The sequence below is a fragment of the Bradyrhizobium genomosp. III genome (assembly GCF_000261705.1).
In the GTDB taxonomy this organism is placed as follows: domain Bacteria; phylum Pseudomonadota; class Alphaproteobacteria; order Rhizobiales; family Xanthobacteraceae; genus Bradyrhizobium; species Bradyrhizobium ottawaense.
Genome location: NZ_AJQF01000276.1, coordinates 1 through 24,758 on the forward strand (window position 1 = coordinate 1; position 24,758 = coordinate 24,758).

27 protein-coding genes and 1 pseudogene are annotated in these 24,758 nt (G+C 64.1%); 19 read left to right on the forward strand and 9 right to left on the reverse strand.

Annotated features, from left to right (window positions below):
- Both IC66_RS0123295 and IC66_RS0123300 read right to left on the reverse strand, forming a co-directional pair.
- A pseudogene (locus IC66_RS0123295) lies at nucleotides 1-289 on the reverse strand (PQQ-dependent catabolism-associated CXXCW motif protein); the annotation flags it as partial.
- Nucleotides 286-1,167: a substrate-binding domain-containing protein gene (locus tag IC66_RS0123300; RefSeq protein ID WP_028142692.1), complete on the reverse strand. Its 882-nt coding sequence runs from the start codon at nucleotides 1,165-1,167 to the stop codon at nucleotides 286-288. The pseudogene IC66_RS0123295 and the gene IC66_RS0123300, both read right to left, overlap by 4 nt.
- Before the next feature lie 126 nt (nucleotides 1,168-1,293).
- Between IC66_RS0123300 and IC66_RS0123305 the strand changes: the two genes are divergently transcribed.
- Both IC66_RS0123305 and IC66_RS0123310 read left to right on the forward strand, forming a co-directional pair.
- A complete protein-coding gene (locus IC66_RS0123305; protein ID WP_028142693.1) occupies nucleotides 1,294-2,220 on the forward strand; it encodes a quinoprotein relay system zinc metallohydrolase 2 in 927 nt (308 codons plus the stop codon).
- An 83-nt stretch (nucleotides 2,221-2,303) separates the two neighbouring features.
- On the forward strand, nucleotides 2,304-3,122 hold the full coding sequence (locus IC66_RS0123310) for a quinoprotein dehydrogenase-associated SoxYZ-like carrier (RefSeq protein WP_028142694.1): 819 nt from the start codon (nucleotides 2,304-2,306) through the stop codon (nucleotides 3,120-3,122).
- A 183-nt stretch (nucleotides 3,123-3,305) separates the two neighbouring features.
- Here IC66_RS0123310 and IC66_RS0123315 read toward each other — a convergent pair whose 3' ends face one another.
- Complete coding sequence (locus IC66_RS0123315) at nucleotides 3,306-3,665, reverse strand: hypothetical protein (RefSeq protein WP_026202407.1); 360 nt, start codon at nucleotides 3,663-3,665, stop codon at nucleotides 3,306-3,308.
- Between the two features lie 87 nt (nucleotides 3,666-3,752).
- Between IC66_RS0123315 and IC66_RS0123320 the strand changes: the two genes are divergently transcribed.
- Genes IC66_RS0123320 through IC66_RS0123340 form a run of 5 tightly spaced genes read left to right on the forward strand, consistent with a single transcriptional unit; the run spans nucleotide 3,753 to nucleotide 7,434 of the window.
- Nucleotides 3,753-4,751, forward strand: coding sequence for an ABC transporter substrate-binding protein (locus IC66_RS0123320; RefSeq protein ID WP_049806606.1), 999 nt, complete (start codon nucleotides 3,753-3,755; stop codon nucleotides 4,749-4,751).
- Between the two features lies 1 nt (nucleotide 4,752).
- Complete coding sequence (locus IC66_RS0123325; protein WP_038949211.1) at nucleotides 4,753-5,490, forward strand: ABC transporter permease; 738 nt, start codon at nucleotides 4,753-4,755, stop codon at nucleotides 5,488-5,490.
- Entirely contained in the window at nucleotides 5,480-6,208 is a 729-nt protein-coding gene (locus tag IC66_RS0123330) for an ABC transporter ATP-binding protein (RefSeq protein WP_038949212.1), read from the forward strand. The genes IC66_RS0123325 and IC66_RS0123330 overlap by 11 nt, the downstream gene beginning before the upstream one ends.
- Nucleotides 6,209-6,256: 48 nt before the next feature.
- A complete protein-coding gene (locus IC66_RS0123335) occupies nucleotides 6,257-7,060 on the forward strand; it encodes a pentapeptide repeat-containing protein (protein ID WP_038949213.1) in 804 nt (267 codons plus the stop codon).
- Nucleotides 7,061-7,086: 26 nt separating this feature from the next.
- Nucleotides 7,087-7,434, forward strand: coding sequence for a hypothetical protein (locus tag IC66_RS0123340; protein ID WP_028142699.1), 348 nt, complete (start codon nucleotides 7,087-7,089; stop codon nucleotides 7,432-7,434).
- A gap of 9 nt (nucleotides 7,435-7,443) precedes the next feature.
- Here IC66_RS0123340 and IC66_RS0123345 read toward each other — a convergent pair whose 3' ends face one another.
- The 5 genes from IC66_RS0123345 to IC66_RS0123365 all read right to left on the reverse strand — a co-directional run bounded on the left by IC66_RS0123345 (nucleotide 7,444) and on the right by IC66_RS0123365 (nucleotide 10,109).
- Nucleotides 7,444-7,653 carry a hypothetical protein gene (locus IC66_RS0123345; RefSeq protein ID WP_018320724.1) on the reverse strand — a complete coding sequence of 70 codons (210 nt, stop codon included), beginning with the start codon at nucleotides 7,651-7,653 and terminating at the stop codon, nucleotides 7,444-7,446.
- A gap of 153 nt (nucleotides 7,654-7,806) precedes the next feature.
- Nucleotides 7,807-8,649 carry a hypothetical protein gene (locus IC66_RS0123350; protein ID WP_244429146.1) on the reverse strand — a complete coding sequence of 281 codons (843 nt, stop codon included), beginning with the start codon at nucleotides 8,647-8,649 and terminating at the stop codon, nucleotides 7,807-7,809.
- Between the two features lie 284 nt (nucleotides 8,650-8,933).
- Nucleotides 8,934-9,014: a pyrroloquinoline quinone precursor peptide PqqA gene (gene pqqA / locus IC66_RS42635; protein ID WP_012029362.1), complete on the reverse strand. Its 81-nt coding sequence runs from the start codon at nucleotides 9,012-9,014 to the stop codon at nucleotides 8,934-8,936.
- A gap of 228 nt (nucleotides 9,015-9,242) precedes the next feature.
- Nucleotides 9,243-9,572, reverse strand: a complete 330-nt coding sequence (locus IC66_RS0123360; RefSeq protein WP_244429147.1) for a hypothetical protein — start codon at nucleotides 9,570-9,572, stop codon at nucleotides 9,243-9,245.
- 144 nt (nucleotides 9,573-9,716) lie between these two features.
- Nucleotides 9,717-10,109, reverse strand: coding sequence for an EF-hand domain-containing protein (locus IC66_RS0123365; protein WP_028142702.1), 393 nt, complete (start codon nucleotides 10,107-10,109; stop codon nucleotides 9,717-9,719).
- Between the two features lie 340 nt (nucleotides 10,110-10,449).
- Here IC66_RS0123365 and IC66_RS0123370 point away from each other — a divergent pair, with 340 nt between their 5' ends.
- The 5 genes from IC66_RS0123370 (at nucleotide 10,450) to IC66_RS0123390 (ending at nucleotide 15,213) form a co-directional block, all read left to right on the forward strand.
- Nucleotides 10,450-12,114 (forward strand): methanol/ethanol family PQQ-dependent dehydrogenase, encoded by a 1,665-nt coding sequence (locus tag IC66_RS0123370; protein ID WP_018320727.1) that lies wholly within the window; start codon nucleotides 10,450-10,452, stop codon nucleotides 12,112-12,114.
- 14 nt (nucleotides 12,115-12,128) lie between these two features.
- Complete coding sequence (locus IC66_RS0123375; RefSeq protein ID WP_038949214.1) at nucleotides 12,129-12,485, forward strand: c-type cytochrome; 357 nt, start codon at nucleotides 12,129-12,131, stop codon at nucleotides 12,483-12,485.
- Complete coding sequence (locus IC66_RS0123380; protein ID WP_038949216.1) at nucleotides 12,482-13,411, forward strand: transporter substrate-binding domain-containing protein; 930 nt, start codon at nucleotides 12,482-12,484, stop codon at nucleotides 13,409-13,411. The genes IC66_RS0123375 and IC66_RS0123380 overlap by 4 nt, the downstream gene beginning before the upstream one ends.
- Before the next feature lie 266 nt (nucleotides 13,412-13,677).
- Complete coding sequence (locus tag IC66_RS0123385) at nucleotides 13,678-14,667, forward strand: Bug family tripartite tricarboxylate transporter substrate binding protein (RefSeq protein WP_028142705.1); 990 nt, start codon at nucleotides 13,678-13,680, stop codon at nucleotides 14,665-14,667.
- Nucleotides 14,668-14,787: 120 nt separating this feature from the next.
- On the forward strand, nucleotides 14,788-15,213 hold the full coding sequence (locus tag IC66_RS0123390) for a hypothetical protein (RefSeq protein WP_038949217.1): 426 nt from the start codon (nucleotides 14,788-14,790) through the stop codon (nucleotides 15,211-15,213).
- Nucleotides 15,214-15,301: 88 nt separating this feature from the next.
- Here IC66_RS0123390 and IC66_RS0123395 read toward each other — a convergent pair whose 3' ends face one another.
- Nucleotides 15,302-16,270 carry a helix-turn-helix domain-containing protein gene (locus IC66_RS0123395; protein ID WP_018320733.1) on the reverse strand — a complete coding sequence of 323 codons (969 nt, stop codon included), beginning with the start codon at nucleotides 16,268-16,270 and terminating at the stop codon, nucleotides 15,302-15,304.
- Between the two features lie 511 nt (nucleotides 16,271-16,781).
- Between IC66_RS0123395 and xoxF5 the strand changes: the two genes are divergently transcribed.
- From xoxF5 to IC66_RS0123430, 7 genes are all read left to right on the forward strand, one after another.
- Nucleotides 16,782-18,584, forward strand: a complete 1,803-nt coding sequence (gene xoxF5, locus IC66_RS0123400; RefSeq protein WP_028142707.1) for a lanthanide-dependent methanol dehydrogenase XoxF5 — start codon at nucleotides 16,782-16,784, stop codon at nucleotides 18,582-18,584.
- A gap of 111 nt (nucleotides 18,585-18,695) precedes the next feature.
- Entirely contained in the window at nucleotides 18,696-19,184 is a 489-nt protein-coding gene (locus IC66_RS0123405; protein ID WP_028142708.1) for a c-type cytochrome, methanol metabolism-related, read from the forward strand.
- Nucleotides 19,185-19,244: 60 nt separating this feature from the next.
- The gene (locus IC66_RS0123410; protein ID WP_018320736.1) at nucleotides 19,245-20,354 is read left to right on the forward strand and encodes an S-(hydroxymethyl)glutathione dehydrogenase/class III alcohol dehydrogenase; all 1,110 of its coding nucleotides are present in this window, start codon (nucleotides 19,245-19,247) and stop codon (nucleotides 20,352-20,354) included.
- Nucleotides 20,355-20,386: 32 nt separating this feature from the next.
- Nucleotides 20,387-20,950 (forward strand): S-(hydroxymethyl)glutathione synthase, encoded by a 564-nt coding sequence (gfa, locus tag IC66_RS0123415; protein WP_018320737.1) that lies wholly within the window; start codon nucleotides 20,387-20,389, stop codon nucleotides 20,948-20,950.
- A gap of 644 nt (nucleotides 20,951-21,594) precedes the next feature.
- Nucleotides 21,595-22,047, forward strand: a complete 453-nt coding sequence (locus IC66_RS0123420) for a (2Fe-2S)-binding protein (protein WP_038949218.1) — start codon at nucleotides 21,595-21,597, stop codon at nucleotides 22,045-22,047.
- Nucleotide 22,048: 1 nt separating this feature from the next.
- On the forward strand, nucleotides 22,049-24,361 hold the full coding sequence (locus IC66_RS0123425; RefSeq protein WP_038949220.1) for a xanthine dehydrogenase family protein molybdopterin-binding subunit: 2,313 nt from the start codon (nucleotides 22,049-22,051) through the stop codon (nucleotides 24,359-24,361).
- 72 nt (nucleotides 24,362-24,433) lie between these two features.
- Nucleotides 24,434-24,694, forward strand: coding sequence for a hypothetical protein (locus IC66_RS0123430; protein WP_038949221.1), 261 nt, complete (start codon nucleotides 24,434-24,436; stop codon nucleotides 24,692-24,694).
- Nucleotides 24,695-24,758 lie beyond the last annotated feature (64 nt).

The window sequence follows — 24,758 nt, forward strand, 5'->3', positions numbered from 1 at the left end:
TGCTGCCCGGAATGTTCTTGCGCGGCGCATCACGCCATACCGTGCCTGCGGGAAGGTTCTTCGGCTTCGGCGGGCGCGGCAGCACGTCGACGAACGCGCCGCTCCTGGCGCGCCAGATCGCTTCGGCTTCCACCGTGTTGAGCACGCGCGCGCCCGCAAGCGTCGCCGGCACCGGTGCGCGATAATTGTCGGCGCGATAACCCTCGGGCTCGAACGGCTCCTGCTGCTGCGCGGATCCCGGCACCGCCAACGCGGCAACGACGAGCGCAGCGGCAAGAGGCCGCCTCATTGCGACTTCTTGGCCGTCTCCGCGCTGAGCGGCCGATTGCTCTCGTCGAGCAGCGGTATACCGAAGTCGACCAGGATCTTGTTGATCTCGCCCTGGTTCTCCTGGATCAGCTTGTTGAGCTGTCGCTTCCAGTTCTGGTCGGCGGGACGCACGCCCATGCCGATGCGATAGACCAGCTTCGGCCCCGTGGTTTCCTTCACCAGCGGCGTGACGTGAAGCGAGCCGATCTTCTTCGCATAATAGCCGGCCATGGGTCCCCACAGCACCCCGGCGTCGATCTTGCCGGCGGCGAGGTCGTCGATCATCGCCTGCGCCGAATTGTCGTAGCGCGTGTCGATCATCAGCGGATAGGGTTTTGCATCGCTCATCAGGCCGGCAATGGCCATGTTGGTCGCCGGCGGCGTTCCGGCGACGATGCCGACATGCTTGCCCTTCAGCTTCGGGTCCTCGAGCGTATCGACCTCCTCGAGCCCGCTGCCGGCCTTGGCGACCAGCGCGTACGACGTGCGGTAATAGGGATTGGTGCCCTGCACGACGTCATCGCCTTGCGGAAAACCCATGATGACATCGCAGCGATGCGCGCCCAGCGTCATCCGCACGAAGCCGGTGGCCTGCGGGAAGAAGACGTAGTCGAGTTTCTTCTTGAGCTTCTCGGCAAACAGCTCGGCCAGCTTGTTCTCGAACCCCTCGCCCTTCTCGTTCGAGAACGGCAGATTGCGCGGATCGGCGCAGACGCGCAGCACGTTCGGGTCGACCAGCTCGAACGAGAGGTCGCCGCTGTCATTGGTCTGCGCGATGGCGACATCGCCGAACGCACAGGACGCAACCAGGACCCCCAGTGAAAACAACCAGCGACGATGTCGTCCGGCCTCCGTCATCGCGCTTCCTCCTCGTTTTGTTTGAATGCTATCCATGCAACGCATGACGCGCCATCTTTTGCCAGACTTCGCTGGCTTTGCTTTGTTGCAGTGCAATGCAGCAACCCTTTGAACTGAGGCGGAAAAGTGTCTCGTATCGCTCGAGTGATCGCAGCCTTGTCCCTGCTGGGGATCGTAACGCTAGCACGGGCCGGGGCGGCCGAATTGCCTGTGAGCGAAGTCGCAGCGGGAATCTTCGTACACTCCGGGGCCATTGCCCTGATGACCCGCGAGAACGAGGGTGACATTGCCAATGTCGGCTTCATCGTCGGCGATGATGCGGTGGCCGTCATCGACACCGGCGGCAGCCTCCGCGAAGGCGAGGCCCTGCTGGCCGCCGTGCGGGCTCGCACGCCCAAGCCGATTCGCTATGTCATCAACACCCACGGCCATCCCGACCATGTCTTCGGCAACGCGGCCTTCGCCGCCGGTGGCACCAGCTTCGTCGGTCACAGCAAGCTGCCGCAGGCGCTCGCGACGCGCGGCCCCTACTATCTCGACAATTTTCGCCGCATCATGGGCAGCGCGTTGATCGATCCCGTGAAGATCATTGCCCCGACCCTCTTGGTTTCGGACACGATGACGCTCGATCTCGGGTCGCGCCGCCTCATCTTGCGCGCCTGGCGGACCGGGCACAGCGACAGCGACGTCACCGTGTACGACGAGGCGACAAAAACCTTGTTCGCGGGCGACCTCGTCTTTCTCCGCCACATTCCGGTCATGGACGGCAGCATCCGCGGCTGGCTCGACACGTTGAAGGAATTGGAGACCATCCCGGCGCAACGCGTCGTTCCCGGTCACGGCCCCGTGAGCGACTGGCCTGCCGCGCTGGCCGATGAGCGGCGTTACTTGTCAACGCTGCTATCCGACGTGCGCGCGCTGAACAAGAATGGCGAGCCGATCCGAGCCGCGGCCGACAAGGCGGCTGCGGAAGAGCGGCCGCGCTGGCAGTTATTCGGCGATTACAACGCCCGGAACGCAACTGCAGCATTTTCGGAAATTGAATGGGAGTAGCAGGCGCGCTACGATAGGCGCAGGAGATCGGCTTCGCTGACTCCGGAACGAGATCAGCTTCGCTGACTCGGAGGATCATGACCATGACCCGATGGACACGCCACCTGCCCTTGATCGCTGCACTGCTCGGCATCGCCTTCGCCGTGCCGGCGCAGGCTGAAGAGGCCGACGATCCCTGGCCGGGCCTGGTGCAGGACATCTTCAATAGCCGTGCGATGAACGACGGCAGCGGCGTGATCGGCATCGAGATGCCGTATCGCGCAGAGGACGCGGCGATCGTGCCGGTGACCCTGCGCAGCAAGCTGTCGCCCGCAGACAGTCGCCGTATCCGTTCGATCACGCTCGTGATCGACCGTAACCCGGCGCCGATGGCGGCGAAGTTCGAGCTCGGCTCCGACGCCAATGTCACCGAGATCTCGACGCGCGTGCGTGTCAACAATTACACCGATGTGCACGCGGTGGCCGAGCTCAGCGATGGCCAGCTCTATGTCTCGAAAGTCTATGTGAAAGCCTCCGGCGGCTGCTCGGCGCCGGCAGGAAAGAACGCCGAGGAGGCGCAAAACCGGCTCGGCCAGATGCGCTACAGGCAATTCGCGCGCGAGGAAGCGCCCGCGAGCCGCATCCGCGAAGCGCAGATCATGATCGGCCATCCCAACAATTCCGGCCTTCAGATGGACCAGGTCACGCAGCTCTACATTCCCGCCTTCTTCGTCAACCAGCTGAAGCTGACGCAGGACGACAGCCCGGTGCTGTCGATGGAAGGCGGCATCTCGATCTCGGAAGATCCCAATCTGCGCTTCACCTATGTCTCCAACGGCGCCAAGCGTTTCCGCGCGGAAGCAAAGGACACGGATGGGCACGTGTTCCGGAATGAGTGGGATGTGGAGAAGCCGGGGACGTAGCTAGCACCGCTTATGCTAATTCCCCTCTCCCCTTGTGGGAGAGGGTGGCTCGCCGCATAGCGGCGAGACGGGTGAGGGGTCTTTCTCCTCAGATGAGCGCGCGGTGAGATACCCCTCATCCGGCGCTCCGCGCCACCTTCTCCCACAAGGGGAGAAGGGATTGCACCGTTTCCGCGGCTATAGCTAGAAACACCTCACCTCGGCTTCCGCCTGCGCCCGCCGCAAATCGTTCACTGCCGTGTTCGCCTGCTCGGAGGTGCGGAACTGGACGCCGAGATTGCCGCGGACCTGGGACATGCTGAGCGCGGTCTCGGCGGTCACGTAGCGCTCATAGGTGACGATCGAGGCGACCACGTCGATCGAGCAGGAACATTGCTCGATCGACTGCCGACTCTCGCCATTGGCCTTCATGCAGCCATAGACGTACTCCGCGCGCGCCGACGTCGGATAATCATTGGCCTCCTCGGCCCGCGCCACGCACGCGGTCGCCGCCAGCACCGTCAATGCGGCGACAATCGGTCGTAGCTGTCCGGCCAGTTTCATGCGCATCCTCCCGCGGGTTGCGAGCAAAGCTATGCTATGCGTATTGTCCTGAAAAGCACTCTATCAGAGGAAACGGCTCACAAGGTGATGAGAGCACTTGGCGTGATAAGGGCACTTGGTCGAATATTGGCGCTCGCGACGACGCTGGCGCTATCGCTGGCCGCACCCGGCCGCGCCGCGGATTCGATCCGCCTTGCGGTGCAGAAAACCGGAACATTCTCCTGGGAGCTGGCCGCGATCCGCGCGAGCGGCCTCGACAAGGAGGCGGGCCTTTCGCTCGAGGTCACCGAGCTCGCGAGCACCGAGGCCGGCAAGATCGCGATGCGCGCAGGCAGCGCCGACATCATCCTGTCAGACTGGCTGTGGGTGTCGCGCGAGCGCGCGCTCGGTGCCAAGCTCACCTTCTATCCCTATTCCAGCGCGCTCGGCGCAGTGATGGTACCCGCATCCTCTCCGATCAAGACGCTCGCCGACCTGAAGGGGCGCAAGCTCGCGGTCGCCGGCGGGGCGATCGACAAGAGCTGGCTGCTGCTCCAGGCGAGCATGAAGCAGGACGGCATCGACCTGAAGTCGGAGGCGACCATCGCCTACGGCGCCCCGCCCCTGATCGCCGCCAAGGCGCTCGACGGCGAGATGGAGGCGAGCCTCAATTTCTGGAATTTCTGTGCCCAGCTCGAGGCCAAGGGATTTCGCCGCCTCGCCGGCATCGAGGACATTCTGCCGAAGCTCGGTGCCAAAGGCGCGGTCTCCGCCGTCGGCTATGTCTTCGACGAGAATTGGGCCGCGAGCCATCGCGACGCCGTGGCGCGATTCATCGCGATGACGCGCAAGGCCAAGCAGCTGCTGGTGACCTCGGATGCAGCCTGGGACAAGATCGCGCCGCTCACCGGCACGTCCGACGCAGCCATGCTCAAGACCTATCGCGACCGCTATCGCGACGGTATTCCGCGCCGGAGCATCGACGACGAGGAGAAAGACGCGCGCGTGCTTTACCGCGTGCTGGCCGAGATCGGCGGCCGCGACCTCGTCGGCCCGGCGGCCGAGCTCGATCCGGGCACGTTCTATCACGCGGTCCCCGGAGATTGAGGTGCTGCGTCTTCTGTCGTTCGCCCTGTTTCTCGCGATCTGGTGGATTGCCGCGCTGTTCGTCGGCGGCGCGAAGCTGCCCTCCCCGCCGGCCGTGCTCGAGGTGATGATCGCGGAAGCCTCATCTGGCGCGCTGTTCCTGCATCTCGGCGCCACGCTGGCGCGCGTGACCCTCGCCTTCGTGCTGGCGATGTCGCTCGGCAGCGCCATCGGCTACCTGATGGGACGGGTCAGGCTCGCGGATAAGCTCGGCGATCCCTGGTTGATCCTGCTACTCAATTTGCCCGCGCTGGTCGTGATCGTGCTGGCCTATATCTGGGCCGGCCTGACCGAGGCCGCCGCGATCGCGGCGATCGCCATCAACAAGCTGCCGACCGCGGTCGTCACCCTGCGCGAGGGCACCCGCGCGCTCGACCGCGCGCTCGACGAGATGGCGAGCGTGTTCGCGATGCCGCGCTGGCGCGCGTTCCGCCATGTCGTGCTGCCTCAGCTTGCGCCTTACATCGCAGCCTCGGCCCGTTCCGGACTGTCGCTGGTGTGGAAGATCGTGCTGGTCGCCGAGCTCTTGGGACGTCCGAACGGCGTCGGCTTCGAGATCGGCGTCGCTTTCCAGCTGTTCGACACGCCGCGGCTGCTCGCCTATTCGCTGACCTTTGCCGCGGTCGTGCTCGTCATCGAGACCTTGCTGGTGCAGCCGTTCGAAGCCCGCGCAAACAGGTGGCGCCCCCGTGCGGCTTGAGCTCGAGATCACAGGCAAGACGTTCAGGAGTGCCGCGGGCGGAACGCACGAGGTGCTGGCGCCGCTCAAATTCGCGCTTCAATCCGGCGAGGTCGGCGTGCTCATCGGTCCCTCCGGTTGCGGCAAGAGCACGATGCTGCGCATCATCCTGGGGCTCGATAGCGATTTCAGGGGCCACGTTGCGCGTCCACCGCAGGCGCGGATCGGCATGGTGTTTCAGGAGCCGCGGCTGCTGCCGTGGCGTTCGGTCGAGCAGAATGTGCGGCTGGCGGCGCCCGACGTGACCGAGGCGAAGCTGTCCGAACTGTTCAGGATTCTGGAGCTGGAAGCGCATCGCAGCCACTTTCCCGGCGAGTTGTCGCTCGGCCTTGCCCGGCGCGTCGCGCTCGCCCGCGCTTTCGCAGTCGAGCCCGATCTCCTCGTGCTCGACGAGCCCCTCGCCTCGCTCGACAACGCGCTCGCCGGCCGCTTGCGCGACGAGATCGCGACGCTGGTGGCCAGCCGTCCGGTGATGACGCTGCTTGTCACCCACAGTCTCGATGACGCGGTTCGGCTCGGCGACCGCCTGTTCTTCTTGTCGCCGCGCCCCGCGCGTATCGTGGCCGAGGTGCCTATCGGCATCCCGCGCGACAGACGCGGCGAAGCCGAGATTGCGGCGATCAAGGCCGGCCTCGCCCAACGAACTCATGGCGACCGCACTGAGCGAGATGTCTCATAGCCGGTCGCCTGGCGGACGTGCTAGACTGGTCCGGCGGCGGAGTCGATGATGACGCGGACGGTCGCCCTCTCAACGCTGGCAACGCTTGGTCTTGCACTCGTCACGATGACGGCGGGCGCGCAGGACATGATGCGCGACGTCGACCTCACCTCCCCCGCGATGGTCTCGTCCGAAATGACCAGGCCAGAGGTCGAGGCCGTGCTGGCCAAAGCGAGCACCGCGCAGCCTGCCGATTTCACCGGCAAACGCCTGTCGGGCCTCGATCTCTCGGGGCTGGACCTGTCCAACGCGGTCTTCCGCGCCGCGCGGCTCAACAAGACAATACTCCGAGACGCCAGGCTTGACCGTGCAATCCTCGATCAGGCGTGGCTGCTGGATGCGGATCTTACCGGCGCAAGCCTGAAGGGCGCCAATCTGTTCGCCTCGCAAATGGCCCGCGCGCGTCTCGACGGCGCGAACCTGTCGGGAGCGCGCATCGCTGCCGATCTCACCGGCGCAAGCCTGGTCGGCGCTTCGATCGCGGACGCGAATCTGGGCGCCGATATGCGCAACCAGTCGATGGGGCTGATGCGCGCGGTGCTGAGATCCGCCAATCTGGAACGGCTGAACGCGCGCAACGCCGATTTGTCGCGCGTCGACCTCGAATTCGCAGTCCTCAGGAGCGCCGATCTGAGCGGCGCATCACTGAAAAACGCCCAACTCGGCGGAGCCGATCTGACGGGCGCGATCGTCATCGACGCCGATTTCGACGGCGCCGATCTCGTCTCGGCGAAGCTGATTGCACTGAACGGCCTTGACCGCGCCAAAAATTTCGACAAGGCAAAGAACCGCGAGCGCCTGATCAGGGAATGATGGCCCGCCTTTGGGAGGACTGGCTGATGCGTTGGGTTCTAGCTTTGATCGCGTCGTTGACGCTTGCCGGCGAAGCCGCCGCGCAGGCCAAGGGCAAGGGCATTAGGCTCTGGAACCTGACGACGGAGACGATCTCCGGCTTCCAGCTCTCGCCCGCCGGCAAGACCGACTGGGGCCCGAACCAGTGCTTGAACGACAAGGACAAGGAGGTCGACCACGACGAGCGGCTGCGCATCACCGGCGTCGAGCCGGGCCGCTACGACGCCAAGGTCAGCTATCCCAGTGCGCGGCAGTGCGTCGTTCGCGACATCGAGATCAGGGCGGATGCGGTGTTCTCGATCGCCGACAAGGATCTGAAGGACTGCAGCAAGTAGCGAGACGCCTCACGCCTTGTCGTTCGGGTGCGGATATTCGCAGCGCCACCGCACCGCCTGCCATTTCGGATGGTCGCCGACCCATTGCGCGATATAGGGGGGCGCGGCCATCGCGCATTGCCGCGGCGACCCACCATAGTTGAACATCAAATGCTGTTCCTCGCAGGTCGCAGGCGAGAGCACCGCACACACAGTCACCACCAGGTCAATCGGGTTCATGCCGGGATCCTCTCGCAAGTGGCGGTCAAGATTAGCACGAAAGGTTACGTACCACGGAAGCGGAAGTTTCAGATCCGGGCGAGAAATGGGGCGGGAACTGGCTCTTCCCGGGCTCCCAGGCAAGGCAAAGCCCGGGCATGACGACGCTCTCTGCTAAAAATTGACGCCGAACACCATCCGGGCCTGGTGGCGCTCGAAATTGACGAGGTCGAGATTGCCGCCCGCTCCGGCCGGCCGGCCCCAGGCCTGCATGCTCCAGCTCAAGGTCAGCCGCGAGCGCTCGGAGAGCTGGAAATAGGCGGTCGGGCCGACGAACAGGGCCTGGCCTGAAAACTCGCCGAGGCCGATGCCTTCATATTGCCGGAAGTAGCGCAGCTCCCCGCCGAGCAGCATGTTGGGCCGCACGCGCACCAGGCCGGCGAACGCCGCACCGATCGTCGAACTCTTCTCGGACTGCCCCGCCACCTCGAAGCGCGCCCATTCCGGTTGATAGATCAGGTTGAGGGCGCCGATGGCAAAGTTCGGGATGAGCTCGCGGTCGATGGCGAGGGTGAATTCCGTGCCGTACATCCGCCCCTTCGCGCCGCTGGTCTCGTCGATGCGGTCGCCGTGGAGCTCGGCGGCGATGGTGAGGCCGAACGGCGCGCGCTCGCGGTCGAGCAGGCGATAACGCAGGTCGAGCGAGGCGCCCTGGAAGTTGATCTGACGGCGGTCGTCGATGTCGGGGACGCCGGTGATATCGTGCAAGCTGGCGGCGGCGCCGACCTCGATGCGGAAGTTCGGCAGCGGCACGATCTCGATCTCGACCTCTTTCTCAAGAGCGCGATAGGTGCCGCCGCCCTTGCCGAAGCGCCCCGTCGTCTGGCTCTGGAATTCGCGCTCGCCGGGATTGCCGACATCGGTGCCGATCATGAAGCCGAAGATGTGCTCGGTATCGAAGCCCTCCTCGGCGTGCCCATGCGTCGGTATCAGCGCGACCGCGCAGGCAATCACCATCAGAAATCTGCGAGCTCCGCCGCGCATCCCCGTACCCCGAAGGCGCGCGCCGCTTTGATGCGGCAGCAGCGCTGACCGGCCATCAGCGTAACACACTGCAGCAAGAGCGTGGTCTAGATTTTGAAAGAAGATGATTGCAGCCTGCGCAGGCGTATCATCGCAGGCGTATCATCGCAGGCGTATCATCGCGTCGGTGGCAAGAAGCACAATGATGCCGGCTCGGGATCCGACACTGCCACGGCTTCGACGGCGTTCACCGTCAAAGCCGCGGCAGGTCGTCAGTCTTACTTGCGCGCAGCGCAGGCGTACATGTTGATTTCCATGCCGACCGGCACTTCCACGATCTTCGGAGCTTTCCAAGCCATTCGGGGTCTCCCCAAGGTATTGAGCGCGACATCGCGCGGCGCAAAACCTAGGGCTGCGTCAGTTGCAGTTCAAGCCTCGATTCGCCTGCCGAGCGCGTCCGTGTCGATTCTTCGCGGCTGCGTTTCTCTCTCGGACAAAGCCAGTTCCCTCTTGGTCAAGCACGACCTGCGAGACACCGTCTTGTGCGACGCACCGCACGTCGAATCGACACGAATGGCACGTCGCCGTCAGCAGCCCTTGTCGGCCATTGCGGCGTCCGGCTTGGCACCTTCGGCCCGCTGAGCCGCCGTCGGCTGGCTCTGCATCTGCCGCTGCGCATCTTCGGATGAAGCCGGCGTTTCGCCACTTGCACGGTTCATCGTGCTGGTCGGCGGATGCTGGCTGGTGTCGCCCGCTGAACTGGACGAGGGCGACTGCGCTGCGCCCACCGTCACGGGACCAGAACCGGCATCCTTGTCAGTGCTGGCGCTGCCCGTGTTGCACGGGCCGGCGACCGCGACGCCGGCGCTCAACGCCAGGATCGCGCAGGCAGCAAGAACGGAACGTTTCGTGTTCATCTGCATCTCCTCTTCTCCCGCGGCGCTGCCCCGGCGCCGAGCAGGACGTCGCGAAGAGAACAGGCCGAGCAGCCTGATGTTCCGAGTTTCGGAGCGGAAATGCTCCCAAACGCCACCGCGTCACGACTGTTCCGATTGCACCGCTCACCGCAACAATCGCAGCAGCGCGCGGCCGGCGCGCGAGTTCAGCTCCTTCGCATCCAGCGTTCCGTCCTTGTCGGGATTGGCCGCGTTGAAGCGCTGCTCGACCACGGACAGATATTCGTCGAGCGTCAGGGTCCCGTCACGATCGGGATCGGCCGCGGCGAGCTCTTTCGCCGTCAACCGTCCGCGCAATTCGCGCGCATCGAGCGTGCCGTCATGATCGGGATCGAGCTTTGCGAACGTTGCGGCGGCCGCCTTCTTCACCTCGGCGAGATCGAGCGTGCCGTCATTGTCGGTGTCGAACAACTTGACCGCGTTGCCGGAGGCCGACCACGCCGGACCGGACAACAATGCAATGGTGAGCGCAAGTGCAACTGAGCGACGCGAAATCATCAAGACCTCCAGATGAAGAGCCCCGATTCGGGCGGGGACACGACGACATAAATCCACAAGCAGTCCCAGGTTCAAGTCCGTAACTGCAACTTGCGCGCGCGACAACCCCGGGGAACCTGGCTTCCGCCCCGACAACCTACGCCGAAGCTGCTTCGCGTTGCGGAATTTTTTCAGCGTCTCCACGCAAGTGGAAGTCTACGGCCGTCAGGTTTCCGTAAGGTGACCGGCGCCTGTTCAACGATATCGACACGACACTTACGACTTTCGTATTGACGCGTTTTGGTTTCCGACGGAGTGTTGCTCCCGCAGCGTCAAAAGGCGCGCATATTGGGAGGAACGGATGAAACGCTTTGCGATGGCTGCGAGCCTCGTCATGCTTGCATCGACTTGTGCAAGCGCACAGACCACCGAGCAACTGGTCAAGGGCGCGACTGATACATCGAACGTTCTCAATTACGGGATGGGCTACAATCTGCAGCGCTTCTCGACGCTGAACCAGATCAACAAGGACAGCGTCAAGAACCTCGTCCCGGTCTGGAATTACTCTTTCAACGACGATCGCAGCGAGGAATCGCAACCGCTGGTGTACCAGGGCGTGATCTACGTGACCTCGCACAACGCGACCATGGCGGTCGACGCCAAGACCGGCAAGCAGATCTGGAAGACCAAGGTCGAATATCCCGCCGAGACGCCGCGCATCGTCTGCTGCGGCATCATCAACCGCGGTGCGGCGCTCTATGACGGCAAGGTGTTTCGCACCACGCTCGACGCCAACGTGATCGCGCTCGACGCCAAGAACGGCAAGGAGCTGTGGCGGCAGAAGGCGGCCGACATCAAGGAAGGCTATTCGATGACGGTGGCGCCGCTGGTTGCCGACGGCGTCGTCATCACCGGCATCTCCGGCGCCGAGTTCGGCACCAGGGGATTCATCGACGGCTGGGATCCCGCGACGGGCAAGCATCTCTGGCGCACCCATTCGATCCCCTCGCCGGAAGAGCCCGGCGGCGATACCTGGAAGGGCGATACCTGGAAGCTCGGCGGCGGCTCGACCTGGATCACGGGGTCTTATGACCCCGAGCTGAACACGATCTATTGGGGCATCGGCAATCCCGGCCCGTTCAACTCGGCGGTGCGTCCCGGCGACAATCTCTACACCTGCTCCGTGCTGGCGATGGATCCCAAGACCGGCAAGATCAAGTGGCACTACCAGTTCTCGCCGAACAACCCGTTCGACTATGACAGCGTGGCCGAGATGGTCCTCGCCGACATGAATGTCGAGGGCAAGCCGACCAAGGTGCTGATGGACGCCAACCGCAACGGCTTCTTCTACGTGCTCGACCGCACCAACGGCAAGCTGCTCGCGGCCAATCCTTACGTGAAGGTCAACTGGGCGACCGGCATCGACATGAAGACGGGACGTCCGATCGAGACCGACGTGTCTAAGGACGCGCGCGAGGGCAAGAAGGTCACGGTCTATCCGTCGATCCTCGGCGGCAAGAACTGGGAGCCGATGTCCTTCAACCCGCAGACCGGCCTTGCCTATGCCAACACGCTCGCCTTCGGTGGCAGGTACAAGACGGAGCCCGTCACCTTCAAGCAGGGTGAATGGTATCTCGGGATGGACCTGACCGACCTCTGGGAGTACGGCGACGGGCCGCGCGGTCATCTCAAGGCGATCGATCCCATGACCGGCAAGTCGAAATGGGAAGCGCCGAGCGACATTCCACGCTTCTCGGGCGTGCTGTCGACCGCGGGCGGCGTCGTGTTCTCGGGTGCCCTAACCGGCGAGTTCGAGGCCTTCGATGCCGACACCGGCAAGAAGCTCTGGCAGTTCCAGACCGGGTCCGGCATCGAGGGCCAGCCGGTGACCTGGCAGCAGGATGGCGTGCAGTATGTCGCGGTGACCAGCGGCTATGGCGGCGTCTACTCGCTGTTCTCCGGCGACGAGCGGCTTGCCAACGTGCCGCCCGGCGGCTCGCTGTGGGTCTTTGCGGTCAAGCAGTAATAATCCACGGCATGATGCTGAGAAAGCCATCTCACAGGACGGCGGCGGTCCTCGCCGCCGTCGCGGGGCTGACGGTCGCGCTTGCGGCGACCGTTCGCGCCGCGGACGACGCAACCGGCAATCCCATGCAGGCACAGATCGACCACGGCAAGTCGACCTATGCTTCGAAATGCTCGCACTGCCATGGCCCCAATCTGATGAACTCCGGCACGATCACGCCGGACCTGCGTGCCATCCCCGACGACAAGACCCGCTTCTTCACCACGGTGAAGAACGGCAAGAACAACAAGATGCCGCCGTGGGGCGATATCCTCAACGACGAGGAGATCGGCTCCCTCTGGGCCTTCATCTCCAGCCGGAGGAAGCCATGAGGGGCCGGCGTGCTGCATGGAGCATTGCGGCCGTTCTTTCGACGATGGCGTCGGTCGCTGTTGCGGCCGACGATCCCCTGAAGATCTGTCTCGACGAGGACCGGCCGCCGTTCTCGATGCACCACCGCGGCAAGCCGGATGCCGGCTTCGACGTGCTGCTTGCGCAGGCAATGGCTGAGCGGCTCGGACGGAAGCTGACGATCCAGTGGTTCGAGAGCAAGCTGGACGAGGATTCGAGCCCCCAGCTCGAGGCCAACGCGTTGCTCTCGGATCGCCGCTGCTCGCTCGTCGGCGGCTACGCGCTGACGCAGGATTCGCTCGTCGCCCCCGGGATGAAGACGGCGCGGTTGCCTGACTTCGCCGGGGCCACGCGCGACGATCGGCGGCGCCGCGTCGCACTCGGCGTGCTCGCGCCGAGCCAGCCTTACGTCTATTCGCCGATGACGGTTGTGCTCGGGCCGAAGGCAAGCGGGCGCAAGATCGGCGACATCGGCGATCTCGCAGGCCTTCGTCTCGTCATCGAAAGCGGCTCGCTCGGCGACGCCATCCTGATGACCTTCGACAAGGGACGGCTGATCGACAACATCACCCATCTCGTCCCCGGCCGCGACGATCTGCTGGGCGCACTCCAGCGCGGCGACCATGACGCGACGCTGATCGACCTCGGCCGCTTCGACGCCCATCGCGCCGCGCATCCGGACACGGCGATCACGGCGTCCGGATACTATTATCCGATCGGCGCCAATCGCGGCTATGTCGGACTGGCCAGCGATGGCGCGCTGATCGACGCCGTCAACAAGGCGCTGACGGAGCTCGCGGCCGAAGGCAAGATCGCAGAATTCGGCAAGCAGGCTGGGCTCACCTACCTGCCACCGCGCGAGCCTGCGATCCTGGGCGATGTCTGGATGAAGATCATTCAGCGGTGATTGGAAAGGCTTTGGTGTCCCGGACGCGCTGCAACGCCCCTCAGCGTTGCGGCGCAGAGCCGGGACCCATGCGGCATAGCTTGCGGTCGAGGCATGGGACCCGGCTCAGCAGCGCACCGCTGAAGGAGCACTGCGCTGCGTCCGGGGCACAACGCCGCGCCCACCATGCCCCACTCTGTCCGACGGAATGCGCCAATCTGTCTCGCTCGCCGGCCATGGCGGCGCCAGCCTGATGCAGTAGGTTCGGCCAAAATCAGGAGGGAATCATGACCGCCAAATTCGATCGCCGCCACTTCGTCGCCGCCGGTACCACCGCACTTGCGATGCCCTTCGTCATGCGCGGCGCCTCGGCGCAAGCCGCGTGGCCGTCGCGGCAGATTCGCATGATTTGCAGCTATCCCGCCGGCGGGCAGACCGACCTGCTCGCGCGCGCCTACGGTGAGTTCATCTCAAAGCAGGTCGGCAAGACCGTCGTCGTCGAGAACAAGCCCGGCGCCTCCGGCGCGATCGGCACGGCCGAGGTCGCTCGCGCCGAGCCCGACGGCCACACCATGCTGTGCTCGATCTCGACCACCTACATCATGAACCGGGTGGTGATGAAGAATCCCGGCTACGACATGGACAAGGATTTGGCGCTCGTCAGCGTCATTCCGGGCGCCGGCCTGTTGCTGGTCGCGAACCCCAAGACCGGCGTCAAGACGCTGGAGGATTTCGTCGCGTTCGCACGCAAGAGCGGCAAGGTGAATTTCGGCACCTATAGCGCGGGCTCGGCCCCGCACATGACGATCAACGAGCTCAACAAGCAGTATGGCCTGTCCATCGAGCCGGTCCATTACCGCGGCGAGGCCCCGATGTGGACGGGGATGCTCGAAGGCACGCTGGATGCCGCGATGGGCAGCTACACGGCGGCGCAGTCGGTCCTGCAAAGCGACCGCGGCACCGTGTTCGCGGTGCATTCGAAGAAGGTCGACGCGATCCCTGCTATCAAGACCCTTCCGGAGCAGGGCGCGACCTCGAAATTCTTCACCGTGAGCGGCTTCTCCGGTTGGGCCGTGCCGAAGGCGACGCCGCAAGCGGTCGTCGACCGCCTGGCGGAGCTCTGCGTTGCCGCCAACAACGATCCGAAAGTGAAGGAAGTTCTCACGACCTTCGTGCTCGAACCCGCAATCGGCTTCAAGGAGAGCAACGCCCTGTATCAGCGCGAACTGCCGATCTGGATCGAGAGCGCGAAGTCTCTCGGCCTCGAGCCGGCTTGAGGCCTGGCACGGCGTGCACGGCCCGTAGACCAAAGCCTAGTGTCGGAACGGCATTTTCCCGCTATGATTGTGCGTCGCTGTCGAAGGATAGCAACCGCACGAGCTAGAAAGGCCGATCGCATGACGCCGGATTCGCTCGCCGTGGCCGCCATGATCATCCTGCTCTTTCCGATGGGTTATTTCACGCTGGCTTCGCCCGCCTTTCTGCTGGTGAAGCTCGATGTCCGGCCCGTCGCACTGTTGCTGCGCGGAATGTTCAATGCCCATTTCCTGGTGATGGGCGCAGCCGGGATTATCGGGACCGTGGCCTTCCTGCTCGCTGGCCAGCTCGTCTTCGCGACGGTCGTCGGCCTGCTTGCAGCTCGGGCGATCGGCGGCCGCCGCCGGTTCATGGCGCGGATGGACAATCAGCTCAGCGCCGGCGATGCCGGCGACACCGAGGCCCCCCGTCGGCTGCGACGGCTGCATTGGAGCGGGATGCTGTGCAACGCGGTCCTGCTTGCCGCGCTGCTGGCCAGCATTCCCTACATTTCGACGGCTGCTTGATCGGCAATTGCTGCGTGAGCGGCACTGCAACCGCCGGAGCTGCCTCGGCGCCCGCCTAAAGCATGATCCGGAAAAGTCGCATCGCGCTTTAATGCTCGCCCGAACTCGCGGTGGCCTGCTGCGCCTTGTGGATCGAGGACGGCACCACGCCGAAATATTTCCGGAACACCCGGCTGAAATGCGATGAGCTGGAGAAGCCCCAGGAGAACGCGACGTCGGTGATGGTCTTGCCGGCGTGGGCCTCGAGCTCCTGGCGGCAGTTCTGCAGGCGCGCCTGCCAGATGTAGTCGCTCACCGTGGTGCCGCGCTCCGAGAACAGCATATGCAGATAGCGCTTCGAGCAGCCGAGCTCGGTCGAGATCTGGTCGATGCACAGATCCGGGTCGCGCAGGTGCTCGCGGATGAAGAACTGCGCGCGCACATACATCGCTTCCGGCCCGACACGGTCGAACATCGTGTCGGCTTCGCGCAGCGGCAGCAGCAACAGGTCGATCAGCGAATCGGCGACGCCGACCGCGCTGTTTGCCGACAGCTTTGCCGCCTCGTCGAAGGTCGCATGAACGAAATCGTGGGCGATCCGCCCCGTCCCTGTCTTCGACGACAGCTTGCAGGCGGGCATCCGCTGCGACGGGAATCCGCGGTCGCGCAGCAGCGCCTTCGGCACGATCACGACGTCGTGACGGGTGAAGGCCGGGCTGATGATCGAATGCGGGCAGGAGACGTCATAGGCGATGATGTCGCCCGGGTTGATCTCGATGTGGCGGCCTTCTTGCTCGAAATAGGACACGCCGTAAGTCTGGAAGTGAATCTTGATGTACGGATGCTCGTTGGCCTTGGCGCGCGCCAGCGTGTGGGCAATGCGATGCTGACTCACTTCGATCTGGCAGAGCTTCAGGCGCGAGACGCTGGTGTAGTCGATGCGGCCCTCGAGCGAGGACGCCTCCAGCGGATCGACGTCGAAATGCCCACACAGGCTCGTCAGCCCGTCGATCCAGCTCTGGATCTGGCGCTTCGGCGTCATGCCGGTCGTCGAGAGCGTGTGAATGGTGTCGGACATTAATCCAGCCACTGGTTTGATCCGGAGAGACGCGAATCGCGACCAGCGCTGCCGGAGCCCTCAGCCGTGATTGCGTGACGTTTACCTCGAATTTGAGCGGTCTTTTGGCACGAGCGCCATCGTTCCATTGCCACCCTTGAAACTTAATCCTCCGCCTTAGTTGCAGCGCCGTCAAGGGGAACCTGAGCGTTGAAGGCACTGCAAAAGCGATGCGGAAGCCGCTGAATTCGCTACTGCAAAATCAAAATCTTCGCGTCCGTGCGCTATGAAGCAAACCGGCTTCTCTCTTGGGCAAGTTTCCCGATGACGAAGTCGTTAGGGATTGCGGCAGGAACAACAAGAACGGGCCGCTCCTGCACGTGGACCCGTGGCTCTCATCAGGAGGAGGAAACAGCACAGCATCGTTTCTGGTCCCAATCGTGACCGCCCTGCACGAGCAGACGCCGGACGAGAAGCCCGGTGAATCAGTATTGCTTCGGAAACAATAAACGAGACCAACGGAGGAATAACTATGCGCAAGGTGCTACTGGCGACCTTTCTTGGCTCCGCGGCGGCGCTCGCCGTCGGGGGCGCCTCAGCCAATGACGAGCTGGTCAAGATGTCGCAGAACCCGAAAGACTGGGTGATGCCGACCGGCGACTACGCCAATTCCCGCTATTCCAAGCTCAACCAGATCAACGCACAGAACGTAGGCAAGCTCCAGGTGGCCTGGACCTTCTCGACCGGCGTGCTGCGTGGCCATGAAGGCGGCCCGCTGATCATCGGCAACATGATGTACGTCCACACGCCGTTCCCGAACAAGGTCTATGCGATTGACCTTTCCAACGAGAACAAGATCGTCTGGAAGTACGAGCCGAAGCAGGATCCGAACGTCATTCCGGTGATGTGCTGCGATACGGTCAATCGCGGCCTGGCCTTCGGCGACGGCAAGATCTTCCTGCATCAGGCCGACACCACCCTCGTCGCGCTCGATGTCAAGACCGGTCAAGTTGCATGGACCGTCAAGAATGGCGATCCGAGCAAGGGCGAGACCGGCACGTCGGCCCCCATGGTCGTCAAGGACAAGGTGCTGATCGGCATCTCCGGCGGCGAGTTCGGCGTCCAGGCCCATATGTCGGCTTACGATATCAAGACCGGCAAGCTGGCATGGCGCGGATATTCGGAAGGACCGGACAACCAGCTCCTGGTCGACGACAAGACCACCGCGCTCGGCAAGCCGATCGGCAAGGATTCCAGCCTGAAGACCTGGCAGGGCGATCAGTGGAAGATCGGCGGCGGTGCCACCTGGGGCTGGATCTCCTACGATCCCGAGCTGAACCTCGTCTACTACGGATCGGGCAACCCCTCGACCTGGAATCCGAAGCAGCGTCCCGGCGACAACAAATGGTCGATGACGATCTGGGCGCGTAACCCGGATACCGGCGTCGCCAAGTGGGTCTATCAGATGACGCCCCACGACGAATGGGACTATGACGGCGTCAACGAGATGATCCTCTCGGACCAGTCGATCAACGGCCAGCCGCGCAAGCTGCTGACGCACTTCGACCGTAACGGCCTCGCCTACACCATGGACCGCACCAACGGCGAACTGCTGGTCGCCGAAAAGTACGATCCGAAGGTGAACTGGACCTCCGGCGTCGACATGGACAAGAACTCGCCGACCTACGGCCGTCCGAAGGTGCTCGACGCAGCTTCGACCGACAAGGCGGGCGAGGACGTCAACGTGAAGGGCATCTGCCCGGCCGCGCTCGGCACCAAGGACGAGCAGCCGGCAGCCTACTCGCCGGACACGCAGTTGTTCTACGTTCCGACCAACCACGTCTGCATGGACTACGAGCCGTTCAAGGTGAGCTACACCGCGGGCCAGCCCTATGTGGGTGCGACGCTCTCGATGTATCCGCCGGCGGGTGAAACCCACATGGGCAACTTCATCGCCTGGGACGGCAAGACCGGCAAGATCGTCTGGTCGAACAAGGAGCAGTTCTCGGTCTGGTCGGGTGCGCTCGCAACCGCCGGTGGCGTGGTGTTCTACGGCACGCTCGAAGGCTACCTGAAGGCGGTCGACGCCAAGTCCGGCAAGGAGCTCTACAAGTTCAAGACTCCCTCCGGCATCATCGGCAACGTCACCACCTATGAGAACGGCGGCAAGCAGTATGTCGCAGTGCTCTCCGGCGTCGGCGGCTGGGCCGGCATCGGTCTGGCGGCAGGCCTGACCGATCCGACCGCAGGTCTCGGCGCGGTCGGTGGCTACGCGGCTCTCAGCAACTACACGGCACTCGGCGGTACGCTGACCGTGTTCGCGCTGCCGAACTAGGCCCATCAGCATCGCTCCGGCGCGTGGAATCAACCCCACGCGCCGGCTCGTCTCCCCCGGGCTCCTTCGAGGATGAATCTCTTGCGTAAAATCTGCTCTGTCATTGCTGCGATGATCTTGGTTGCGTCCGGAGGAATTGCGGTCGCGGACGGTCCGGGCGATCCGACCGCCGTGAAGAAGGAAGACGACGGAAAGTGGCTCGATAAGGACGGCACTCCGACCTACAAGATTTCCGACGGCACCGTGGACTGGTTCACCTATTCCGGATACCGCCGCTATCACTCCGACTGCCACGTCTGCCATGGGCCTGACGGCATGGGCTCCACCTACGCGCCGGCGCTCAAGGATTCCGTGAAGACCATGAGCTATGGCGACTTCCTCGGCGTCGTCGCCTCCGGTCGCAAGAACATCTCGACCGCGCAGGAGAACGTCATGCCCGCCTTCGGCGATAATCCGAACGTCGCCTGCTACATGGACGATCTGTACGTCTATCTGCGCGCCCGCTCCACCGAAGCATGGGGCCGGCAGCGTCCCTCCAAGAAGGAGGAGAAACCGGAGGCCTACACCAAGGCGGAAGAGGCCTGCATGGGCCATAAATGAACGTTGCCGAGGCTGCCGAGACCACCTCTTGGCATCTTGCGAGAATTTGAGGAGCTACCAATGAAGACACGTGCCGCCGTCGCTTTCGAAGCCAAGAAGCCGCTCGAGATCGTCGAGCTCGATCTGGAAGGACCGAAGGCCGGCGAAGTCCTGGTCGAGATCAAGGCAACGGGCATCTGCCATACCGACGCCTATACGCTCGACGGCTTCGACAGCGAGGGAATTTTCCCGTCGGTCCTGGGGCATGAGGGCGCAGGCATCATCCGCGAGATCGGTCCTGGCGTGACCTCGGTGAAGCCGGGTGACCACGTCATCCCGCTCTACACGCCGGAATGCCGGCAGTGCAAAAGCTGCCTCAGCCAGAAGACCAATCTCTGCACCGCGATCCGCGCGACGCAAGGCAAGGGCGTGATGCCCGACGGCACCAGCCGCTTTTCCTACAAGGGCAAGCCGGTCTACCACTACATGGGCTGCTCGACCTTCTCGAACTTCACCGTGCTGCCGGAGATCGCGGTCGCCAAGATCCGCGAGGACGCCCCCTTCGACAAGAGCTGCTACATCGGCTGCGGCGTCACCACCGGCGTCGGCGCCGTCGTCAACACCGCGAAGGTCACGCCGGGCTCCAACGTAGTCGTGTTCGGCCTCGGCGGCATCGGCCTCAATGTGATCCAGGGCGCCAAGATGGCCGGCGCCGACAAGATCATCGGCGTCGACATCAACGACTCCAAGGAGGATTGGGGCCGCAGGTTCGGCATGACCGAGTTCGTCAACCCCAAGAAGATCACCGGCGACATCGTCCAGCACCTCGTCGGCCTCACCGATGGCGGCGCCGACTACACTTTCGATTGCACCGGCAACACCACGGTGATGCGCCAGGCACTGGAAGCCTGCCATCGCGGCTGGGGCACCTCGATCATCATCGGCGTTGCCGAATCCGGCAAGGAGATCGCCACCCGCCCGTTCCAGCTCGTCACCGGGCGCAACTGGCGCGGCACGGCCTTCGGCGGCGCCCGCGGCCGCACCGACGTGCCGAAGATCGTCGACTGGTACATGAACGGAAAGATCCAGATCGATCCGATGATCACCCACGTGCTCAAGCTCGAAGAGATCAACAAGGGCTTCGACCTCATGCACGAGGGCAAATCCATCCGTTCAGTCGTCGTCTACTAGCTCGAAAGCGTCACCCCAAGGAGGATCGACCCATGACTGTTGCACTCCATCCATCGATCGACAACGGCCTCAAACAGGGCAGCGGCAGCTTTGCCGGCGGCACGCTGGCCTGCAAATGCAAGGACCATCAGGTCAAGGTCGGCATCAAGGGCGACGTCGCCCACAATCACGCCTGCGGCTGCACCAAATGCTGGAAGCCGCAGGGCGCGACGTTCTCCGTCGTCGCCGTGGTGCCGCGCCAGAACGTCACCGTGCTCGAGAACGGTGACAAGCTCCAGATCGTCGATCCCTCCGCAGTGATCCAGCGCTACGCCTGCAAGGCGTGCGGCACCCACATGTACGGCCGCATCGAGAACAAGGGCCACCCGTTCTACGGTCTCGACTTCATTCATCCCGAGCTGTTCCAGGAGCAGGGCTCGCAGGCGCCGCAATTCGCCGCCTTCGTCTCCTCGGTGATCGAAGCGGGCGTGAAGCCGGAGCAGATGGCGGGCATCCGTTCGCGGCTGAAGGAAATCGGGCTCGAGCCCTATGATTGCCTGTCACCAGCGCTGATGGACGCGATCGCGACCCACGTCGCCAAAGCCAAAGCGGCCTGAACAAGGCCGCCTGAGCAAGGCGGTCGGACGTTCACGATGCCCTATCCGCTCGCTGGCCTCGATCAGTGCCAGCGAGCCGGACGGGCCCGGCTCCGGGACAGTCGCGGCGATGCCGCCGCCCCTGCAAGCTACGCGTATGCGAGCGTGATTGGCTCCCTCAGTCCTGGTCTCTGAATGACTGCGCAGCGCCGCCAACTTCCGTCTTGAAGTTCCCGGCCCCTGCGTTTCTCCCTCCCTCGACTGAGGCACCTTGCTTCGTCCGCGCAGTCTTTCTGGCGGACGAAGCTTTTTTCATCGCAACGCCTGTTTGCGAACGCCCGGTCCACGCGGCGCGATGACGCGCCCTGCTTTTGACAAACCGTCGATGCAATCTTTTCCAGGTGAGAACACCCGGCTGTGAACGCCGGGCCGGCGCGACCTCTGCTACGATCGCGTCGTCACGATGCCGCACAACGTTCAATCAATTAAGAACAAAAACGGGAGGTATCGAGCACATCCAGACATCGCCATCGGCGTTCCTGCCTCCCTCCGGGATTTGCCCGCGCGGGACGACGGCGGGCTGTGGCGCGACTAGGCACGAACCGGCGCCGACCGGCGTCGACGAGTTTTGAATTTGGCATGCTTATGAAGAGCGAGGGACGATCATGATCAAGGTGAAGATCAACGGCCAGGAACAGAGCTGGGACGGCGACCCGGATCTCCCGCTACTCTGGTTCCTGCGTGACGAAGCCGGGCTGACCGGCAGCAAGTACGGCTGCGGCCAGGCCCTGTGCGGCGCCTGCACCGTCATCGTCGACAAGCAGGCCGTGCGCGCCTGTATCACGTCGGTCAACGACGTCGCCGGACGCGAGGTCACCACAATCGAGGGCCTGCACCCGACCGGTGATCACCCGGTGCAGAAGGCGTGGCGCCAGGTCAACGTGCCCCAATGCGGCTTCTGCCAGGCCGGTCAGATCATGCAGGCCGCGGCGCTTCTGATGGACAATCCAAAGCCGTCGCACGACCAGATCCGCGCGTCGATGTCGGGCAACATCTGCCGCTGCGGCTGCTACCAGCGCATCGAGAACGCGGTCCATCTCGCATCGACGGGGGTGTGACATGAATTTCATCGACAATCCCGGCAAGCTCCGTGGCTTCGAAAAGAACATCAAGATCGAGAAGGTCTCGCGCCGCAGCATCCTGAAAGGGCTCGGCATCACCGGCGGCTTCGTGCTCGCCGCACCCGTGATGTCGCGCCAGGCATTGGCCTACGAGACCGGCGCCGGAAAGATGCCACACGGCGTCGTGGTGGATCCGCGCGTGTTCGTTTCGGTCGCGCCCGACGGCATCGTGACCATCGTGGGTCACCGTTCGGAAATGGGCACCGGCGTCCGCACCTCCCTGCCGCTGATCGTGGCCGAGGAGATGGAGGCCGACTGGTCCAGGGTCAAGGTGCAGCAGGCCCATGGCGACGAGGTCAAGTTCGGCAACCAGGACACCGACGGCTCGCGCAGCACGCGGCATTACCTGATCCCGATGCGCCAGATCGGCGCCTCCGCCCGCACCATGCTGGAGCAGGCCGCGGCGAAGCGCTGGGGCGTGCCGGCGACCGAGGTCAAGGCCGTCAATCACGAGGTCGTCCACAGCGCCAGCGGCCGCAAGCTCGGTTTCGGCGAACTCGCCGCCGACGCCGCCAAGGAATCGGTGCCTGCCATCGAAGGCCTCAAGCTGAAAGATCCCCGGGATTTCCGGTATCTCGGCAAGGGCCAGGTCGGCATCGTCGATCTCCACGACATCACCACCGGCAAGGCGATTTACGGCGCCGATGTGCGGCTGCCGGGCATGAAATATGCCGTGATCGCCCGCCCGCCGGTAACCGGCGGCAAGCTGGTCTCGTTCGACCCCGATGCGGCGCTGAAGGTCGCCGGCGTCGAGAAGGTGCTGAAGGTTCAAGGCTGGCCGTGGCCGTCCAAATTCCAGCCGCTCGGCGGCGTCGCGGTGATCGCCCGCAACACCGGCGCGGCGATCAAGGGCCGCGACGCGCTGAAGCTGGTCTGGGACGACGGCGCCAATGGCAAATACGACTCCGTCGCCTACCGCAAGGAGCTCGAGGAGGCCTCGCGCAAGCCCGGCCTCGTCCTGCGCAAGGAGGGCGATGCGGACGCTGCCCTGAAGGGCGCCGACAAGGTGATCGTCGGCGAGTACTACGTCCCGCATCTTGCTCATGTCAGCATGGAGACGCCGGTGGCGGTCGCCGACGTCAAGGGCGACAAGGCCGAGATCTGGGCGCCGGTGCAGAGCCCCGGCGGCACCCGCGAGGACGTCGCCAAGACGCTCGGCATTCCCGAGGCCAACGTCACGGTCAACGTCACGCTGCTCGGCGGCGGATTCGGGCGCAAGTCGAAATGCGACTTTGCGCTCGAGGCCGCGCTGCTCTCGAAAGAGCTCGGCGCACCGGTGAAGGTGCAGTGGACGCGCGAGGACGACATCCATAACGGCTTCCTGCATACCGTCTCGGTCGAGCGGATCGAGGCCGGCCTCGACAAGAGCGGCAAGGTTGTTGCCTGGCGCCATCGCAGCGTGGCCCCCAGCATCGCCTCGACGTTCGCTGCCGGGACCGTGCACCAGGCCCCGTTCGAGATCGGCATGGGCCTCGTCGACATGCCGTTCGAGATCGCCAACATCTCGTGCGAGAACCCGGAAGCCGCGGCGTTCACCCGCATCGGCTGGTTCCGCTCGGTCTCGAACATCCCGCGCGCCTTCGCGGTGCAATCAATGGTCGGCGAGATCGCGCAAGCCACCGGCCGCGACCAGAAGGAGACGCTGCTCGCGCTGATCGGAAGCCCGCGCATCGTCAAACCGGAGGTGAAAGACCTCTGGAACTACGGCGAGCCCCAGGAGAGCTACCCGATCGACACCGCGCGCCTGCGCAAGGTGGTCGAACTGGTCGCCGAGAAGGGTGAGTGGGGACGCAAGGTACCGAAGGGCCATGGCCTTGGCATCGCAGTGCACCGCAGCTTCGTCAGCTACATCGCGACCATCGTCGAGGTCGCCGTCGACGACAAGGGCAAGCTGACGGTGCCACGGGTCGACACGGCGATCGATTGCGGCACCTATGTCAACCCCGAGCGCATCGCCTCGCAGATCGAAGGCGCGGCGATCATGGGGCTGAGCCTCGCCAAATACGGCGAGATCACCTTCAAGGATGGCAAGGTGCAGCAGAAGAACTTTGACGACTTCCAGGTCGTCAGGATGGATGAATCTCCGGTGGTGACCAACGTCTACATCGTGCCGCCCGGACCCGACACGCCGCCGAGCGGCGTCGGCGAGCCCGGTGTTCCGCCATTCGCACCGGCGCTGATCAATGCGATCTTCGCGGCGACCGGAAAACGCATCCGCTCGCTTCCGATCGGCAAGCAACTGGAGGCGTGAGACGGAACAGAGGCGCGAGACGGAACACAAGCGGTCTCGCGCCGTTTCCATCGATCTGACAGGAGCAGATCGATGACAAATATCTCAAAGGCGCTCGCAGTCTCGTTGCTGTCGGGCGCCTTTCTTGTGACCGCCTCCGGCGCATTCGCCCAGAGCAACACGACGCCACCGACTACCGCGACGCGCCCCAACACGCCGGACCAGAACTCGCTGCCCAACGCCAACGCCCCGCCTCCCTCGACCACCCAGACCACCGGACAACACAACCCGGATCCCAAGGTTCGCGAGATGAACCAGAAGGAAAAGGACAAGGTGGAGCGTTTGGGGAAGTAGTGCTGCTTTGAGGTGTTGCATACTGACGTGCCGCACCGTCATGGCCGGGCTTGTCCCGGCCATC

Bases quoted from the DNA above. Each gene is read 5' to 3' on its own strand.
- IC66_RS0123310 (WP_028142694.1), top strand. From the start codon at position 2,304: ATGACCCGATGGACACGCCACCTGCCCTTGATCGCTGCACTGCTCGGC.
- IC66_RS0123395 (WP_018320733.1), bottom strand. From the start codon at position 16,270: ATGTCCGACACCATTCACACGCTCTCGACGACCGGCATGACGCCGAAG.
- IC66_RS0123410 (WP_018320736.1), top strand. From the start codon at position 19,245: ATGAAGACACGTGCCGCCGTCGCTTTCGAAGCCAAGAAGCCGCTCGAG.
- IC66_RS0123335 (WP_038949213.1), top strand. From the start codon at position 6,257: ATGACGCGGACGGTCGCCCTCTCAACGCTGGCAACGCTTGGTCTTGCA.
- IC66_RS0123425 (WP_038949220.1), top strand. From the start codon at position 22,049: ATGAATTTCATCGACAATCCCGGCAAGCTCCGTGGCTTCGAAAAGAAC.
- IC66_RS0123405 (WP_028142708.1), top strand. From the start codon at position 18,696: ATGATCTTGGTTGCGTCCGGAGGAATTGCGGTCGCGGACGGTCCGGGC.
- IC66_RS0123430 (WP_038949221.1), top strand. From the start codon at position 24,434: ATGACAAATATCTCAAAGGCGCTCGCAGTCTCGTTGCTGTCGGGCGCC.
- IC66_RS0123360 (WP_244429147.1), bottom strand. From the start codon at position 9,572: ATGAACACGAAACGTTCCGTTCTTGCTGCCTGCGCGATCCTGGCGTTG.
- IC66_RS0123385 (WP_028142705.1), top strand. From the start codon at position 13,678: ATGACCGCCAAATTCGATCGCCGCCACTTCGTCGCCGCCGGTACCACC.
- IC66_RS0123380 (WP_038949216.1), top strand. From the start codon at position 12,482: ATGAGGGGCCGGCGTGCTGCATGGAGCATTGCGGCCGTTCTTTCGACG.
- IC66_RS0123315 (WP_026202407.1), bottom strand. From the start codon at position 3,665: ATGAAACTGGCCGGACAGCTACGACCGATTGTCGCCGCATTGACGGTG.
- IC66_RS0123320 (WP_049806606.1), top strand. From the start codon at position 3,753: ATGAGAGCACTTGGCGTGATAAGGGCACTTGGTCGAATATTGGCGCTC.
- gfa (WP_018320737.1), top strand. From the start codon at position 20,387: ATGACTGTTGCACTCCATCCATCGATCGACAACGGCCTCAAACAGGGC.
- IC66_RS0123345 (WP_018320724.1), bottom strand. From the start codon at position 7,653: ATGAACCCGATTGACCTGGTGGTGACTGTGTGTGCGGTGCTCTCGCCT.
- IC66_RS0123390 (WP_038949217.1), top strand. From the start codon at position 14,788: ATGACGCCGGATTCGCTCGCCGTGGCCGCCATGATCATCCTGCTCTTT.
- IC66_RS0123370 (WP_018320727.1), top strand. From the start codon at position 10,450: ATGAAACGCTTTGCGATGGCTGCGAGCCTCGTCATGCTTGCATCGACT.
- xoxF5 (WP_028142707.1), top strand. From the start codon at position 16,782: ATGCGCAAGGTGCTACTGGCGACCTTTCTTGGCTCCGCGGCGGCGCTC.
- IC66_RS0123365 (WP_028142702.1), bottom strand. From the start codon at position 10,109: ATGATTTCGCGTCGCTCAGTTGCACTTGCGCTCACCATTGCATTGTTG.
- IC66_RS0123300 (WP_028142692.1), bottom strand. From the start codon at position 1,167: ATGACGGAGGCCGGACGACATCGTCGCTGGTTGTTTTCACTGGGGGTC.
- IC66_RS0123350 (WP_244429146.1), bottom strand. From the start codon at position 8,649: ATGGTGATTGCCTGCGCGGTCGCGCTGATACCGACGCATGGGCACGCC.
- IC66_RS0123420 (WP_038949218.1), top strand. From the start codon at position 21,595: ATGATCAAGGTGAAGATCAACGGCCAGGAACAGAGCTGGGACGGCGAC.
- IC66_RS0123340 (WP_028142699.1), top strand. From the start codon at position 7,087: ATGCGTTGGGTTCTAGCTTTGATCGCGTCGTTGACGCTTGCCGGCGAA.
- IC66_RS0123375 (WP_038949214.1), top strand. From the start codon at position 12,129: ATGCTGAGAAAGCCATCTCACAGGACGGCGGCGGTCCTCGCCGCCGTC.
- pqqA (WP_012029362.1), bottom strand. From the start codon at position 9,014: ATGGCTTGGAAAGCTCCGAAGATCGTGGAAGTGCCGGTCGGCATGGAA.